We start from the raw sequence: 15210 nt of genomic DNA, 5'->3' as shown, positions 1-15210 counted from the left end.
AGCGTGACGGGGCGGGTGAAGTGCCGGTCCGTCCTGCGTTCCATCGGGGCCTCTCCTGCTGTGTGAGGCCGGCAGCATAGACAGCGTGCCGTTGCCGCGCTAGCCCGGAGGGGCGACGCAGCCGAGGAGCCGACGATGACGCAGAAACCGCGGGCCCGGGAGCTGGGCATCCCCTTCGACGGCGAGCCCGGGCCGCTCAACGACATCACCGACATCGCCGGGATCGAGGTCGGGTTCGCCACCATCGTCACAGGCGACGGCCGGCTGGAGATCGGCCGCGGGCCGGCGCGCACCGGCGTCACCGCCATCCTGCCGCGCGGCCGCGTCTTCGACCCGGTCTTCGCCGGCACCGCCGTGCTGAACGGCAATGGCGAGATGACCGGGACGATCTGGGTCGAGGAATCCGGCTTCCTCGAGGGACCGGTGATGATCACCAACAGCCACAGCGTCGGCGTGGTGCGCGACGCCGTGATCGGCTGGCAGGGCCGCCGCGGCCTGGTGGCGCCGCTGTCCCACGATCTCTACTGGTGCCTGCCGGTGGTGGCCGAGACCTATGACGGAACCCTGAACGACATCAATGGCTTCCACGTCACGGCGCAGCATGCGGTCGAAGCCCTGGACGGCGCCCGGCCGGGCCCGGTGGCGGAGGGCAATGTCGGCGGCGGCACCGGCATGTCGCTGTTCGGATTCAAGGGCGGTACCGGCACTGCCTCGCGTCAGCTCGCACCCGAGGACGGCGGCCACACCGTCGGCGTGCTGGTGCAGGGCAATTTCGGCCGCCGCAAGAACCTCACCATCGCCGGCGTGCCGGTCGGGCGCGAGATCCCCGACCTGCTGCCCGACCTGTCCTGGGACCGCGACACCGGCTCGATCATCGTGGTGATCGCCACCGACGCGCCGCTGCTGCCGCACCAGCTGAAGCGCCTGGCCCGGCGCGCACCGATCGGCGTCGCCCGCACCGGCGGCTATGGCGCCAATGGCAGCGGCGACATCTTCCTCGCCTTTTCAACGGCCAATCCCGGCGCCTTCAGCCGCAGGGACAGCCGGCTGGTGCAGGTGCTGCCGAACGACGCCATGGACGGGCTGATCGAGGCCGCGGCCCAGGCGACCGAGGAGGCGATCGTCAACGCCCTGGTCGCGGCCGAGACCATGACCGGCCGCGACGGCAACACGCTGCATGCGATCCCGCATGAACGGCTGCGAGATATCCTGAGGAAATACAACCGGTTGCGGGATTAAATTGCGACGACAGACGCCGCCTCAATGCACCGCCATCTCGGCCCGGATCTTCTGGCGCAGCAGGTCGATCGGGGCCAGCCGGTCGCGCTGGGCCTCGAAATGCCAGAAGGTCCAGCCATTGCAGGACGGCGCGCCCTGCAGCGCCGCGCCGACCCGGTGGATCGACCCGGCATGGTCGCCCTCGCTGTTGCTGGCGATCAGCGTGCCGTCGGCCCGCACCTTGGCGACGTAGCGGCGCTGGGTGTCGAACAGCCGGTCGCCCGGCCGCAGCATGCCGCGCTCCACCACCCAGCCGAAGGGCACGCGCGGCGCCTGGCGCTTCGACAGGGTGTCGAGCACGCTCGGATCGGCCGGCGACTCGATCGCGGCGATGCGCTGGGCGGCGACGCGGGCATAGGTCTCCTCGCGCTCGACGCCGATGAACCTGCGGCCGAGGCGCTTGGCCACGGCGCCGGTGGTGCCGCTGCCGAAGAACGGGTCGAGGACGGTCTCCCCCGCCCGGGTCGAAGACAAGAGGACGCGCCACAGCAGCGCCTCGGGCTTCTGCGTCGGATGCGCCTTGCGGCCGTCGATCTTCAGCCGCTCGCCGCCGCTGCAGATCGGCAGCGTCCAGTCGCTGCGCATCTGCAGTTCCTCGTTCAGCGCCTTCATGGCGTCGTAGTTGAAGGTGTAGCGGCTGTCGGGCGACTTGGCGGCCCAGATCATCGTCTCATGGGCGTTGGTGAAGCGGGTGCCGCGGAAGTTCGGCATCGGGTTCGACTTGCGCCAGACGATGTCGTTCAGGATCCAGAAGCCGAGATCCTGCAGGATGGCGCCGACCCGGAAGATGTTGTGGTAGGTGCCGATCACCCACAGCGTGCCGTCGTCCTTCAGCGCATGGCGCGCCGCGGCCAGCCAGTCCCGGGTGAACCGGTCATAGGTGGCGAGGTCGGTGAACTTGTCCCATTCCGCATCGACACCGTCGACCCGGCTCTCGTCCGGCCGGCGCAGCTCTCCCCCCAACTGCAAGTTGTAGGGCGGGTCCGCGAACACGCAATCGACCGAGCCGGCGGGCAGCGACCGCATCGCCGAGATGCAGTCGCCGAGGACGATTCGGCAGCCCGGCGGCAGGCGCTCGGTGATGGTGGGTGATTCGCTCATAGGGCGACGATGAGTCGCGAAGGACTCGGCGTCAATCCCCCTTCGAATCAGCCGGTTATGGCGAGTCGTTGGAACACCGGGGCGAACGACCGGCGGTGATGCTCGCAGACCCCGATGCGGTCGAGCGCGGCGATGTGCTCTGGCGTACCGTAACCGGCGTTGCGTTCCCACCCATAGCCTGGATGATGGGCGGAGAGACGCAACATCTCGTGGTCACGCACAACTTTTGCGAGGATCGAGGCCGCCGCGATCGACAGCGACAGGGCATCGCCGCCAACCACTGCGCGGCCGTCGCAGGGCAGCCCGTCGGGCACCTTGTTGCCGTCGATCAAGGCGATCTCCGGACGCTCCGGCAGGGCGTCGAGCGCCCGCCGCATCGCCAGCATGCTGGCCTGGAGGATGTTGATTCGGTCGATCTCCTCGACCGAGGCCCAGCCGATGCCGACCTGCGCCACCGCCCGGATGCGCGGCACCAGCGCCTCGCGCCGCTGCGCCGTCAGCACCTTGCTGTCATCTATAAGGAGAGCGAGATCGGGGTCGAGCGGCCGGGTCAGCACCACGGCCGCGGCCAGCACCGGGCCGGCCAGCGGGCCACGGCCGACCTCGTCCAGCCCGGCGACGCTCCGCACCGGCGCGCCGCACTCGATCTCGAGACTCCAATCCGGCATGAGGCCCCTCCCGCCCCAGGGCATAGCGCCGGCGAGACGAAGAGCCAAGCCCGTAGCGTCCTGCAGTCCGAATGCGGCTAAGCGGGCTGATCCGAAAGGTCGAGGCGAGGCTCGATCCGGTCGAGCCGGTCATGGATGCGATCGAATCGTCCACCGATTTCGGCGCGGAACTCGGCACCGTCGCGCTCCAGATGCGCCAGATGCCGCTCGATCGCGGCAAGGCGCACGCGCTGCTCGCGCTGTTCCGACCGCATCTCCGTCACGTCGGCACGGACGGCGCGCAGCAACTCGATGACGAGGTTTTCAGGTTCGGTCGTCATGATACGAATCTGCGGTGAGCCGTGTGGGATGTCAAACCGTTGGCCAACATGCCCCCTCAGAACAAGCTCATCTGATCGCCCGGCCGCGGCGGCGGGGAGAACTGGGTGGTGTCGAGGGTCCAGCGCTTGCGGTCGAGGCCGAGCCGGCGGACGGCGTGGTTGAAGCGGGCGCGGATCAGGTCGGCCACCGGCCCCTCGCCGCGATGCCGCTCGCCGAAGCCGGATTTGTAGAGCCGGCCGCCGCGGGTCTGGCGGATCAGCGACATCACCCGGCCCGCCCGGTCCGGCGCATGCGCCTGGAGCCATTCCTCGAACAGGCCGGCGATCTCCAGCGGCAGCCGCAGCAGGGTCCAGCCGGCCGCTGTGGCCCCGGCCTTCACCGCCGCCTCCAGCACCTGCTCCAGCGAGTGGTCGTTGAGGCCGGGGATCATCGGCGAGGTCAGCACGATCACCGGGATGCCGGCCTGGGTCAGCTGCCGCATCGTCTCCAGCCGGCGCGGCGGAGTCGCCGCCCGCGGCTCCAGCGTCCGCGCCAGCTCGCGGTCCAGCGTCGACAGCGAGATGCAGACGGCGGCCAGCCCCTTCGCCGCCATCGGCGCCAGGAGGTCGATGTCGCGCGTGATCAGCGCCGATTTGGTGACGATGCCGAGCGGATGGTTGAAGCGCGACAGCACCTCGATCACCCGGCGGGTCAGCTTCAGCTCGCGCTCGATCGGCTGATACGGGTCGGTGTTGGTGCCCATCGCCATCACCGCCGGGACATAGCCGGGACGCCGCAGCTCGGCCTCCAGCAGCTCCGGCGCGTCCGGCTTGTAGAACAGCTGGGTCTCGAAATCGAGGCCGGGCGACAGGCCCAGCCAGGCATGGGTCGGCCGGGCGAAGCAGTAGATGCAACCGTGCTCGCACCCCCGGTAGGGGTTGATCGACCGGTCGAACATGATGTCCGGCGAGTCGTTGCGGGTGATGATGGTGCGGGCGGTGTCGACATGCAGCTGCGTGCGCAGCGGCGGCTCCCCCTCATCCTCCGGCGCCATCCCCGCCCAGCCGTCGTCGACCCGGTGCCGGGTCGCGGCCTCGAAGCGGCCGGTGCGGTTGCTGACCGCGCCGCGGCCCTTGCGCGGCTGGTCCGGCAGCTCGTCGAGTTCGGGTGGCTTGATCGGCATGAGAACAAATATAGAACATACGAACCGCCTTGCCAATCCCCGCCGCGCGGCCCACATCTCCGCAGCGCCATGCGCCGAGACTCGTCTTGACGCCCGGGCGCGGAGGGACTATCAAGCGCCCTCGTTTTTCTTGGGGCCGTCGTTGGCCCGAACTGGGACCGACAATGGCCAACCACAAGTCCGCCGAGAAGCGCATCCGCCAGACCGAGCGTCGCACGGTCGTCAACCGCAACCGTGTCAGCCGCATCCGCACTTTCGTCAAGAAGGTCGAGGCGGCGATCGAGTCCGGCGACAAGACCGCCGCGGCCGAGGCGTTCAAGGCGGCGCAGCCGGAGATGCATCGCGGCGTCACCAAGGGCGTGCTGCAGAAGAACACGGTCGCGCGCAAGCTGTCGCGCCTGTCCGGCCGCATCAAGGCCCTCTAAGCCAGAATACGGACGAGCCGTTCCGCGGCGGCAGTCGCGGAACGGTTTTCTCATGTCCGGGGGAACGGTGGATGCGGCACAACCGGCCGCGGTCCGGGACCGTTTTTTGCGTTTTGGGGTGGTCCGGATTTGTTCCGTTGCCAGCCCTCGCCCACCCTGCATATGATCGTCGTTCGCCTGCTATCGGCAGGTTGAAGATGGCCTCAGGACACAACTTGCCCGGCTACCAGCCTTCATCACGAAGACCGGCAGAAGTCCACGAGCGCACCTGAAGAGTATTTACCAAGCCTTTATTTGTGTCCTCGTTGGCTTTGCAAATAGCTGCGAGGAATTGTTCCTGCACGTCGGTCGTGATACTGTGATTATTACAGTTTGAGTTCTGGAGCATGGCAGCCGCGCAGCGGGGATCGGATGCCGCTGATGATGGAAACGGGTACAGTCCCGGTCATGGATGGGCAGCGCGTCGCGGCCGCCGGAGTCAAAGAGGGGTCGGAAGGCAGCATGTCGTCGATGGGGGGAGTCATCGCATCGATCGAGCAGCAATGGGCCCGGGTCTGCGGCCGCATGCGCGAGGAGGTGGGCGAGGGCGCCTTCAAGAGCTGGCTGCGCCCCGTCGTCGTCGTCGATCTCGAGGGCGGCGAGGTCCGCATCGCCGCCCCCACCCGCTTCATGCGCGACTGGGTCGCCGCCCATTACGCCGACCGCATCCGCAACCTGTGGCATTCCGAGAATCCGGATATCCACAGCGTCGATGTGATCGTGGTGCCCGACCGTCTGGCCGCCCGCCCGGCTGCCGCCAAGCCGGCCGCGACTGCGCCGGCCTCGCGCGCCGAGTCGCCGGCGCCGGAGCGCCCGCCCGAGTCGGCGGCCGAGTTCGGCGCCGTGCTCGACCAGCGCTTCACCTTCGACAACTTCGTCGTCGGCAAGCCGAACGAGCTGGCCCATGCCGCCGCCCGTCGGGTGGCGGAGGCCAACAGCGTCACCTTCAACCCGCTGTTCCTCTATGGCGGGGTGGGCCTGGGCAAGACCCATCTGATGCACGCCATCGCCTGGCACATCCGGCAGAAGCACCCCGAGCGGCGCGTGCTCTACATGTCCGCCGAGAAGTTCATGTACCAGTTCATCCGTGCCCTGAGGTTCAAGGACACGATGACGTTCAAGGAGATGTTCCGGTCGGTCGACGTGCTGATGATCGACGACGTGCAGTTCATCTCCGGCAAGGACTCCACCCAGGAGGAGTTCTTCCATACCTTCAACGCCCTGGTGGACCAGAACCGCCAGGTGGTGATCTCGGCCGACAAGTCGCCCTCCGACCTCGAGGGGATGGAGGAGCGGCTGCGCTCGCGCCTCGGCTGGGGCCTGGTCGCCGACATCCACCCCACCACCTATGAGCTGCGTCTGGGCATCCTGCACGCCAAGGCGGAGACAGCGCGGGTCGAGATCCCGGCCAAGGTGATGGAGTTCCTGGCCCACAAGATCACCTCCAACGTGCGCGAGCTGGAAGGGGCGCTGAACCGCATCACCGCCCATGCCGAGCTGGTGCACCGGCCGATCACCCTGGAATCGACCCAGGAGCTGCTGCACGACCTGCTGCGCGCCTCCGACCGCCGGGTCACCATCGACGAGATCCAGAAGCGGGTGGCCGAGCACTACAACATCAAGGTCGCCGACATGCATTCGGCCCGCCGCGCCCGCACCGTGGCCCGGCCGCGCCAGGTGGCGATGTACCTGTCGAAGCAGCTCACCCCGCGCTCGCTGCCGGAGATCGGCCGCAAGTTCGGCGGGCGGGACCACACCACGGTGATGCACGCCGTGCGCAAGATCGAGGAGCTGTGCAGCGAGGACCGCTCCTTCGCCGAGGATGTCGAGCTGCTTCGCCGCATGCTGCAGGTCTGATAGATCCAGTATCGTCAAGGCGTTGAAGGCCGTTGTTAAGGCGACAGCCCGGGTCGGTGTGGCGTGCAGCGTCGTCTCGAGTTGCTGCGCCCGTCCCGCCCCCTCGCAAAGACCGGGAAAACCGCGGCGGACAGACGCGCGCGGCACTCGCCACCGCCGCCGGCTTTCGGCTATAGTGCGCCCCCGCCGCGTCGGCCGGGCCCCTTGCCCGTCCCGATGACCCAGTCCGGCGGCCGGCATCGTCGAAGTGGAATTGGGATGAAGCTGATCATCGAGCGCGCTGCCCTTCTCAAGGGCCTGAGCCATGTGCAGAGCGTCGTCGAGCGGCGCAACACCATCCCGATCCTGTCCAATATCCTGCTGCGCGCCGAGGGCGGCGCGCTGCGCCTGACGGCCACCGACATGGATCTCGAGATCGTCGAATCCGTGCCGGCGGAGATCCAGGCCCCGGGCGGCACCACCGCCCCGGCCCACACCCTCTACGACATCGTCCGCAAGCTGCCGGACGGCAGCCAGGTCGAGATCGAGACCAACCCCGATGGCGGCTCGCTGACGCTGCGTGCCGGCCGGTCGAACTTCCGGCTCGGCTGCCTGCCGGTCGAGGATTTCCCGAGCATGGCGGGCGGCGAGCTGAGCCACCGCTTCACCATCGCCGCCGGTGACCTGCGGGTGATGATCGACCGGACCAAATTCGCGATCTCGACCGAGGAGACGCGCTACTACCTGAACGGCATCTACCTGCACGCCGCCACGGCCGACACGGTGCCGGTGCTGCGCGCCGTCGCCACCGACGGCCACCGCCTGGCGCGGGTCGAGATGCCGCTGCCGGACGGCGCCGACGGCATCCCCGGCGTGATCGTGCCGCGCAAGACGGTGATGGAGCTGCGCAAGCTCTTGGACGAGAGCGGCGAGACGGTCGAGGTGCAGCTGTCCGAGACCAAGACCCGCTTCACCCTGCCGGGCAGCGCGGGCGACGGCGTGGTGCTGACCTCGAAGCTGATCGACGGCACCTTCCCGGAATATGAGCGGGTGATCCCGAGCGGCAACGACAAGATCCTCGAGGTCGACGCCAAGGAGTTCGCCAAGGCGGTCGACCGCGTCTCCACCATCTCGACCGAGAAGAGCCGGGCGGTGAAGCTGACGATCGAGAACGGCTCGCTGACGCTGTCGGCCAATTCGGCCGAGCAGGGCAGCGCGACCGAGGAGATCGAGGTCAGCTACGAGGCGTCCAAGATCGAGATCGGCTTCAACAGCCGCTACCTGCTGGACATCACCCAGCAGATCGAGGGCGACGGCGCCCGCTTCGCCATGGCCGATGCCGGGTCGCCGACCATCGTCCGCGACACCGCCGATTCCAGCGCGCTGTACGTGCTGATGCCGATGCGGGTGTGACGGCTTGAACCGAGGACAGCGGGCGAGTGGGGCGAAGCATCCGCTTCGGATGCCTTGAGCCACATGTCCCAGGACCCCATGCCGGAACAGGCGGCGGCCATCTCCGGGCGAAGCCCTCCCTCGGGAGTGCCCGCCCGGATCGCAGTCACGCGCCTGACGCTGACCGAGTTCCGCTGCTACGGCCAACTGCGGATCGAGCTGGACCCGCGCCCGGTGGTGCTGACCGGGCCGAACGGCGCCGGCAAGACCAACCTGCTGGAGGCCGTGTCCTTCCTGTCGCCGGGCCGCGGCCTGCGCCGGGCGCCGCTGCCGGAGGTGACGCGCCGCCAGGCCACCAGCGGCGCCGGCTGGGCGGTGGCGGCCAGACTCCTGACCCCGACCGGCGAGATCAACCTGGGCACCCAGCTCGAGCCCGGCGAGGGCCGCCGTGCCGTGCAGATCGACGGCCGGCCGGCGCCGAGCCAGGCGGCGTTCGGCGCCCGGGCGCCGATGGTCTGGCTGACGCCGCAGATGGACCGGCTGTTCGGCGACGCCGCGAGCCAGCGCCGCCGCTTCCTCGACCGGCTGGTGTTCGGCTTCCACCCCGACCATGCCGGGCAGCTCGGCGCCTATGAGCGGGCGATGCGCGAGCGCAACCGGCTGTTGAAGGAACCCCGCGCCGACCCGGCCTGGCTGGCGGCGCTGGAGGACACGATGGCGACCTCCGGCACCGCCGCCGCCGCCGCCCGGCGCGAGCTGGTGGCGCGGCTGCGCGGCGCCGAGTCGCTGATGACGGAAGGCCCCTTTCCACGCGCCGAGCTGGCCGTCGACGGCCGGATCGAGGCGTGGCTTGAGGATCGGCCGGCGGTCGATGCAGAAGAGGCTTTTCGTAACCTTTTGTGCGATAATCGCCGCATCGATGCCGCGGCCGGAGCCGCGACGGAAGGTCCGCACCGCAGCGACCTGTCCGTCCACCACCGGACCAAGGCGATGCCGGCGGCGCAGTGCTCGACCGGCGAGCAGAAGGCGCTCTTGATCGGCATTGTTCTTGCCAATGCCCGCCTGCTCGCCGGGGAACGCGGCGCCCCGCCCCTCCTCCTCCTCGACGAGGTGGCGGCGCATCTCGACGAGGCCCGTCGGGCAGCGTTGTACGAGGAGATCCTGGCGCTCGGCGCCCAGGCCTGGATGACCGGCACCGATCCGGCGCTGTTCGCGTCGCTCGGGGACCGGGCCCGTCACCTCGGCGTCGACGACGCCCGGGTGGCGGAACGAAATGGATGAGAAGTATGTCGGATTCTGCGATCCCGAACGACGAAGCCGCCTATGATGCCGGCTCCATCACCGTGCTGCGCGGCCTCGAGGCGGTGCGCAAGCGGCCGGGCATGTATATCGGCGACACCGATGACGGGTCCGGCCTGCACCACATGGTGTACGAGGTCGTCGACAACGCCATCGACGAGGCCCTGGCCGGATACTGCGACACCGTCACGGTGACGCTGAACGCCGACGGCTCGGTCCAGGTGACCGACAACGGCCGCGGCATCCCGGTCGCGATCCATGAGGAGGAGGGCATCAGCGCCGCCGAGGTGGTGATGACCCAGTTGCATGCCGGCGGCAAGTTCAACCAGAACTCCTACAAGGTGTCGGGCGGCCTGCACGGCGTCGGCGTCTCGGTGGTCAACGCGCTGTCGGAGACGCTGGACCTGCGCATCTTCCGTGACGGCCACGAATGGCACATGCGCTTCCGCGACGGCGAGAGCGAGGCGCCGCTGGCCGCCGTCGGGCCGCAGAACGGGAACCGCGGCACCCATGTCACCTTCCTGCCCTCGACCAAGACCTTCACCAAGACCGAGTTCGATTTCGGCACGCTGGAGCACCGGCTGCGCGAGCTGGCCTTCCTGAACTCCGGCGTCGCGCTGACCCTGACCGATGCGCGCGGGCCGGAGCCGCGGGTGGTCGAGATGCATTACGAGGGCGGGCTGAAGGCCTTCGTCAGCTATCTCGACAAGGCCAAGCAGCCGCTGCATGGCGAGCCGATCACGGTGACGGCGGAGCGCGACGGCATCACGGTCGAAGTGGCGATGCAGTGGAACGACAGCTACCACGAGACCATGCTGTGCTTCACCAACAACATCCCGCAGCGTGACGGCGGCTCGCATCTGGCCGGGTTCCGCGGCGCGCTGACGCGGCAGGTGAACGCCTACGCCACCGAAAGCGGCATCCTGAAGAAGGAGAAGGTGGCGCTGACCGGCGACGACGCCCGCGAGGGCTTGAGCTGCGTCCTGTCGGTGAAGGTGCCGGACCCGAAATTCTCCAGCCAGACCAAGGACAAGCTGGTCTCCTCCGAGGTCCGGCCGGTGGTCGAGTCGGTGGTCGGCGAGATGCTGGCGACCTGGTTCGAGGAGCATCCGAACGACGCCAAGCGGGTGATCCAGAAGGCGGTCGAGGCCGCCACCGCCCGCGAGGCGGCGCGCAAGGCGCGCGAACTGACCCGGCGCAAGGGCGCGCTCGACTTCGCCTCCCTGCCCGGCAAGCTGGCCGACTGCCAGAACCGCGACCCGGCGGAATCGGAGCTGTTCCTGGTCGAGGGCGACAGCGCCGGCGGCTCGGCCAAGCAGGGCCGCGACCGCAAGTTCCAGGCCATCCTGCCGCTGCGCGGCAAGATCCTGAACGTCGAGCGGGCGCGGATCGACAAGATGCTGGGCTCGGCCGAGATCGGCACGCTGATCACGGCGCTGGGCACCAGCATCCGCGACGAGTTCGACGCCGACAAGGCGCGCTACCACCGCATCATCATCATGACCGACGCCGATGTGGACGGCAGCCACATCCGCACCCTGCTGCTGACCTTCTTCTACCGGCAGATGCCGCAGCTGATCGAGCGCGGCTACCTCTACATCGCCCAGCCGCCGCTGTACCGCGCCGCCCGCGGCAAGGAGGCGGTGTATCTGAAGGACGATTCCGCGCTCGAGGGCTATCTGATCGACAGCGGCATGCGCGACCTGGTGTTCACCCCGTTCGATGGCGCCCAGGTGGCCGGCAACGACCTGCGGGACCGGATCGTGCAGGCGCTGGAGGTGAAGCACCAGCTGACCCCGCTGATCCGCAAGGTCGGCAGCCGCATGGTGGTCGAGCAGGTGGCGATCGCCGGCGCGCTGGCGTCGCGCATCGTCAACGACCCGACGCTGGCGGCGGAGACGGCGACCTATGTCTCCCATCGCCTGGATGCGCTGGAGCCGGAGTTCGAACGCGGCTGGCAGGGGTCGCAGCTGCCGCCGCAGGGCAACCAGCCCGGCGGGCTGGTGTTCCGGCGGACCCTGCGCGGGGTGACCGAGGGCCGGATCATCGATTCCGACATCATCCGCTCGATCGAGGCGCACAAGCTCGACCGCCTGGCCGGGGAGCTGCAGGCCCTGTACAAGCGGCCGGGCGTGCTGACCTGGATGAACCCGAAGGGCGCCGCCCAGGAATGGCCGATCACCGGCCCGATCGACCTGATCGACCGGGTGCTGGAGCAGGGCCGCAAAGGCCTGGCGGTGCAGCGCTACAAGGGCCTGGGCGAGATGAACCCGGACCAGCTGTGGGAGACCACGCTGGACCCCAACGCCCGGGTGCTGCTGCGGGTCGAGGTCAAGCACGCCGACGACGCCGAGGAGGTGTTCTCCACCCTGATGGGCGACGTGGTCGAGCCGCGCCGCGACTTCATCCAGGAGAACGCGCTGAAGGTGACGAACCTGGACGTGTGACGGCGCCGGAGAAGAGGCGCGTCCGGCCCCTCCCGGGGACCTTTTCAGAATGCTGCCATTCAACCAATCCAGCCCTTCTACCCTCCCCCTCCCCTCGCGGGAGGGGGCTAGGGGGAGGGGGTTTTCACCGTCGAGGCCGGCCTGAACCCTGACGCTTCGGCCATGATGGCCTGTCCGTCTGCGCATTCGCGCGCGGACGCGCGCAGCCCCCCTCCCCCACTCCCCTCCCGCAAGGGGAGGGGGAGTGTGGAAGGCTGCGCTCGCGAATGCTGAGAGTTGATGAAAGGTTGAGTGCACCGTCGGCTTACCCTGTGTCCGGAGGCTTCGGCCTGCGGCGGCCGGGAGCAGCGGAGCGAGGCTCAGGCGGTTCCGGATCGTCCTCGCCGTCCTGCGACGGCAGGAAGCCCAGCTCCTCCATGGCCTCATCGGCCATTTCGAGCCAGCGCTCCACCGTCGGCGGATAGCCCCAGCGCCGGCACAAGGCCGCCACCGCGACCTCGGCCCGGCTGGCCTCGACCAGTTCGGCCACCTCCGGCCGCTCCACCCGCTCGCACACCTCGGTGGCGCGGCGGTGGACCTCCTCGCCGTCCTCGGACGATTCGTAGGCTGCCGCCAGCATCGCCAGCTTCACCCGCAGCGCGTGCCAGTCCTCCTGGGCCGCCTCCCGCTTCGCCGCAGCCTTGCGCCGCTCCTCACGCTGCCCGGCGAATTTCTGCTCCAGGAGCAGGGTCAGCCGCAGCGAGCGGGCGATGACGGCGATCCGCTGGGGATAGTCGACGCCGGGCTGCGGCGCCTCGACCGCCTCAGTGCGGGTGGCCTTCATGACCTCCATATGGATCTCGGCCGCCTCGGCGAGCATGCGCAGATGCCGCGCCGTCCGCTCCTCCTGGGGAGCGGCCGGGGCTTCCGATGTCTGATCGGTCTGCGCCTTGTCCATGGAACATAGCATGAACGAGATCGTAAATTAATACAAGCAAACAATGTGTTTACTGGCTCCGCGGAGGCCCGCCGGGGCGTGGCAGGCGTGATCGCCCGAGCGAATGTTCTATCTTTGTTCTTGACACGATGCTGCGTCGAACCGCATGATTCAGGCAGAGTCGAAGAGTTGCGCCCGCCCGGCCCCGCCGCGGCGGGCTTTTTCGTGCGAGGCCGGGATGGACGTGGATGTGATGAGAACCAAGCTGGGCTGGGTCGACGTCGCCAGGCATTTCACGGGTCACGCCGACGCCAGGATTCTGGCCCGTGACATGCCGAATCAGGCCAAGACCCTGATCCTGTGCTTCGAGGCGGTGGCCGGGCGCCGACGACGGGGAGAGCCCTCGCCGGAGCCGAAGGTGACGCGCCGGCTGACCGGCGCGGCCGAGGCCCGGCTGCGTCCCGGCGCCATCACCGGCCGCGCCGTGGCCGACCTGCCGCGGCTGGACCGGGCATATCGGGAATTCCGCGGCAGCCGGGGGCTGGACGGAGACGACGCGCCGGCCGCCCTGCCGCCGCCCGATCTGGCGCCCGCCTTCGTGCGGCTGCTGGAGCGATCGCGCTACAAGGGCGCCCATGGCGGCCGCGGCTCCGGCAAGTCGCATGTCTTCGCCGAGCTGCTGGTGCGGCGCTGCATCGAGGCGGCGCCGCTGCGGGCGGTGTGCATCCGCGAGGTGCAGCGGTCGCTCGACCAGTCTGTAGGGGGGTGATCGATTTGACACAGTTCCGAGTTTGTAAAAATCGTCCCTAAGCGCTTGAAAAATCGTCCCTTCTTGGGGCGCTGAAGGGGATTTCTGCCAAAGCGCGATTTTAGACGAAATGAGCAAAAGTGCGAATCTTGGGCGGTCGCTTTTGCACGGGAATGAGCGCCGACGAACCACGTTTGAAAGTAAACGGTCGGGCTCTGATCAGGGGTGAGATCGGCCTGGCGCCTGCTGTTGAGCGACGGGGAGCCAATGTCGAGGCCTTCCGCCGTCGGATTCCCACTTCGGCCAACCTTTCCGGAAACGAAGGTTGGCAACGCCCGGAACTCTTGCCAGTTGCGCCAACCTTGCCGAATTCCAATGACTTAGATGCCGCACTTCGTGTCGCCATATGGGGTCAAGTTTGGCGGAAGTGGGAACTCGCCCGGACGGATTGATTTCCACCGGATCCGCCTCGCGGATGGGGAATACTCAACGTTACTAACGCGGCACAGTACTACTGGCTCCGCTGATGCGGGTCGGACACAGTCTGCCGCAATAGAAAAGGGGGCGGTGAGTCGCTCACCGCCCCCGGTTGAAGCCGCTAACGCGGGCTGTTAGGCGCTTAAGCCAAGTCGGCGTAGTGTAATCCTCACCTCATCCCGAGTGGGGCAACTGACCCCGGAAGGGAGGCGCTTGGGAAGCTCCCGCATCACCTGTTCCAACGTCATCTTGCGCCCGCCCCGCAGCACTCTCATCAGAGGCAGCATCCACACCGGCTCCGCATTCGCGACAACCGGCGGGAGCGGCGCTGATGGTGCCGGTTGAATGGCGGGTGCGTCCGGCTCGTCATCCGACCGAAGCGGCGCTGCCACGATGCCATCAATCAGCCCCTCGAACGCCCGCTTGGGCAGGCCGGAGAAATGGAACTCGTATCGCTCGCCGCCCCTGCCGGCGCCAATCCGGCGTGGCCAGTCCTCTTGGGCCGCCCGGCGACTGAGGCCCTGGCGCGTCGTCGGAAGGCCGGGAAGGTTGAGCGCCAGCAGGTCGGCAAGCGTGAACCACTCTTTCAGGCGGCGACCGCCGCGCAGCATCTGTATCAGGGCCGCTTCGATGTAACGCAGACGGTGGTTGATGCGCGTCCACTCTGCGACGGGGATCGAGACGGTCAGGGAAAAGCCATCGTCGTGCATGACGTGCTCCCTTCGTGGTCAGGCATGAGAAAAGGGGCGAAGCGTCCGCCTCGCCCCTCGATGGAGCAGGATCAGCCGGCGCGGACGATGCGTCTGCGTCCACCCTTTTCCGTGTCGTGGGCCTGCCCAGCTCTGCGCGCCTCGGCAAGCAATTCCTCGGGGCTCGGAGCGTCATCGCCGACCGGCTCCGTCAGGTCGGGAGCGCCCATCCGTCGCGGCTGCTCCGTCGATCCATACCGCTGGGCCATCTCAGCAACGCGATCCCGACGAAAGCCTTCGGTCTGTCCCTTGACCACGGTTCCAACATCGAGAAGTGCCGCGCTCAACGCCGACGCGATCAGGCCGTAGCCGCGCCGGGCGTCGGTGGCTTCGGCAGCCTCATTGTCCCGGA

14 protein-coding genes are annotated in these 15210 nt (G+C 68.5%); 7 read left to right on the top strand and 7 right to left on the bottom strand.

The features are described from left to right. Positions 1–135: 135 nt before the first annotated feature. Complete coding sequence (locus AAHM41_RS05580) at positions 136–1239, top strand: DmpA family aminopeptidase (protein WP_342235530.1); 1104 nt, start codon at positions 136–138, stop codon at positions 1237–1239. A 21-nt stretch (positions 1240–1260) separates the two neighbouring features. Here AAHM41_RS05580 and AAHM41_RS05575 read toward each other — a convergent pair whose 3' ends face one another. The 4 genes from AAHM41_RS05575 to AAHM41_RS05560 all read right to left on the bottom strand — a co-directional run bounded on the left by AAHM41_RS05575 (position 1261) and on the right by AAHM41_RS05560 (position 4530). Next, positions 1261–2379 (bottom strand): site-specific DNA-methyltransferase, encoded by a 1119-nt coding sequence (locus AAHM41_RS05575; protein WP_342235529.1) that lies wholly within the window; start codon positions 2377–2379, stop codon positions 1261–1263. Between the two features lie 47 nt (positions 2380–2426). Continuing rightward, positions 2427–3047: a ribonuclease HII gene (locus AAHM41_RS05570; protein ID WP_342235528.1), complete on the bottom strand. Its 621-nt coding sequence runs from the start codon at positions 3045–3047 to the stop codon at positions 2427–2429. Positions 3048–3124: 77 nt separating this feature from the next. Next, on the bottom strand, positions 3125–3367 hold the full coding sequence (locus AAHM41_RS05565; protein WP_342235527.1) for a hypothetical protein: 243 nt from the start codon (positions 3365–3367) through the stop codon (positions 3125–3127). 56 nt (positions 3368–3423) lie between these two features. Continuing rightward, entirely contained in the window at positions 3424–4530 is a 1107-nt protein-coding gene (locus tag AAHM41_RS05560) for a PA0069 family radical SAM protein (RefSeq protein WP_342235526.1), read from the bottom strand. A gap of 164 nt (positions 4531–4694) precedes the next feature. Between AAHM41_RS05560 and rpsT the strand changes: the two genes are divergently transcribed. The 5 genes from rpsT to gyrB all read left to right on the top strand — a co-directional run bounded on the left by rpsT (position 4695) and on the right by gyrB (position 11968). After that, entirely contained in the window at positions 4695–4955 is a 261-nt protein-coding gene (rpsT, locus tag AAHM41_RS05555) for a 30S ribosomal protein S20 (RefSeq protein WP_088149833.1), read from the top strand. Between the two features lie 510 nt (positions 4956–5465). Further along, a complete protein-coding gene (gene dnaA / locus AAHM41_RS05550) occupies positions 5466–6851 on the top strand; it encodes a chromosomal replication initiator protein DnaA (RefSeq protein WP_342235525.1) in 1386 nt (461 codons plus the stop codon). A gap of 258 nt (positions 6852–7109) precedes the next feature. After that, complete coding sequence (gene dnaN / locus AAHM41_RS05545) at positions 7110–8243, top strand: DNA polymerase III subunit beta (RefSeq protein ID WP_342235524.1); 1134 nt, start codon at positions 7110–7112, stop codon at positions 8241–8243. A 63-nt stretch (positions 8244–8306) separates the two neighbouring features. Next, positions 8307–9503: a DNA replication/repair protein RecF gene (gene recF / locus AAHM41_RS05540; protein ID WP_342235523.1), complete on the top strand. Its 1197-nt coding sequence runs from the start codon at positions 8307–8309 to the stop codon at positions 9501–9503. A 5-nt stretch (positions 9504–9508) separates the two neighbouring features. Continuing rightward, on the top strand, positions 9509–11968 hold the full coding sequence (gene gyrB / locus AAHM41_RS05535) for a DNA topoisomerase (ATP-hydrolyzing) subunit B (RefSeq protein ID WP_342235522.1): 2460 nt from the start codon (positions 9509–9511) through the stop codon (positions 11966–11968). A 304-nt stretch (positions 11969–12272) separates the two neighbouring features. Here gyrB and AAHM41_RS05530 read toward each other — a convergent pair whose 3' ends face one another. Further along, positions 12273–12905: a hypothetical protein gene (locus AAHM41_RS05530; RefSeq protein ID WP_342235521.1), complete on the bottom strand. Its 633-nt coding sequence runs from the start codon at positions 12903–12905 to the stop codon at positions 12273–12275. A gap of 232 nt (positions 12906–13137) precedes the next feature. On the opposite strand from AAHM41_RS05530, the gene AAHM41_RS05525 reads away from it, so the two are divergent. Continuing rightward, the gene (locus tag AAHM41_RS05525) at positions 13138–13653 is read left to right on the top strand and encodes a phage terminase large subunit (protein ID WP_342235520.1); all 516 of its coding nucleotides are present in this window, start codon (positions 13138–13140) and stop codon (positions 13651–13653) included. A gap of 590 nt (positions 13654–14243) precedes the next feature. On the opposite strand, the gene AAHM41_RS05520 is transcribed toward AAHM41_RS05525, so the two are convergent. Both AAHM41_RS05520 and AAHM41_RS05515 read right to left on the bottom strand, forming a co-directional pair. Beyond that, positions 14244–14819 (bottom strand): DNA-binding protein, encoded by a 576-nt coding sequence (locus tag AAHM41_RS05520; protein ID WP_342235519.1) that lies wholly within the window; start codon positions 14817–14819, stop codon positions 14244–14246. A gap of 71 nt (positions 14820–14890) precedes the next feature. Beyond that, positions 14891–15210, bottom strand: a 320-nt coding sequence (locus tag AAHM41_RS05515; protein ID WP_342235518.1) for a hypothetical protein, incomplete at its 5' end; no start/stop codon positions are given.

Source organism: Inquilinus sp. OTU3971, assembly GCF_038440215.1.
The sequence above is the reverse complement of the archived record's forward strand: the minus strand, read 5'-3'. Positions and strand labels throughout refer to the sequence as shown.

Coding starts and splice junctions, on each gene's coding strand:
- recF (WP_342235523.1), top strand. CDS start 8,307: ATGTCCCAGGACCCCATGCCGGAACAGGCGGCGGCCATCTCCGGGCGA.
- dnaN (WP_342235524.1), top strand. CDS start 7,110: ATGAAGCTGATCATCGAGCGCGCTGCCCTTCTCAAGGGCCTGAGCCAT.
- AAHM41_RS05530 (WP_342235521.1), bottom strand. CDS start 12,905: ATGGACAAGGCGCAGACCGATCAGACATCGGAAGCCCCGGCCGCTCCC.
- rpsT (WP_088149833.1), top strand. CDS start 4,695: ATGGCCAACCACAAGTCCGCCGAGAAGCGCATCCGCCAGACCGAGCGT.
- AAHM41_RS05525 (WP_342235520.1), top strand. CDS start 13,138: ATGAGAACCAAGCTGGGCTGGGTCGACGTCGCCAGGCATTTCACGGGT.
- AAHM41_RS05560 (WP_342235526.1), bottom strand. CDS start 4,530: ATGCCGATCAAGCCACCCGAACTCGACGAGCTGCCGGACCAGCCGCGC.
- AAHM41_RS05570 (WP_342235528.1), bottom strand. CDS start 3,047: ATGCCGGATTGGAGTCTCGAGATCGAGTGCGGCGCGCCGGTGCGGAGC.
- AAHM41_RS05580 (WP_342235530.1), top strand. CDS start 136: ATGACGCAGAAACCGCGGGCCCGGGAGCTGGGCATCCCCTTCGACGGC.
- AAHM41_RS05565 (WP_342235527.1), bottom strand. CDS start 3,367: ATGACGACCGAACCTGAAAACCTCGTCATCGAGTTGCTGCGCGCCGTC.
- AAHM41_RS05520 (WP_342235519.1), bottom strand. CDS start 14,819: ATGCACGACGATGGCTTTTCCCTGACCGTCTCGATCCCCGTCGCAGAG.
- AAHM41_RS05575 (WP_342235529.1), bottom strand. CDS start 2,379: ATGAGCGAATCACCCACCATCACCGAGCGCCTGCCGCCGGGCTGCCGA.
- gyrB (WP_342235522.1), top strand. CDS start 9,509: ATGTCGGATTCTGCGATCCCGAACGACGAAGCCGCCTATGATGCCGGC.
- dnaA (WP_342235525.1), top strand. CDS start 5,466: ATGGGGGGAGTCATCGCATCGATCGAGCAGCAATGGGCCCGGGTCTGC.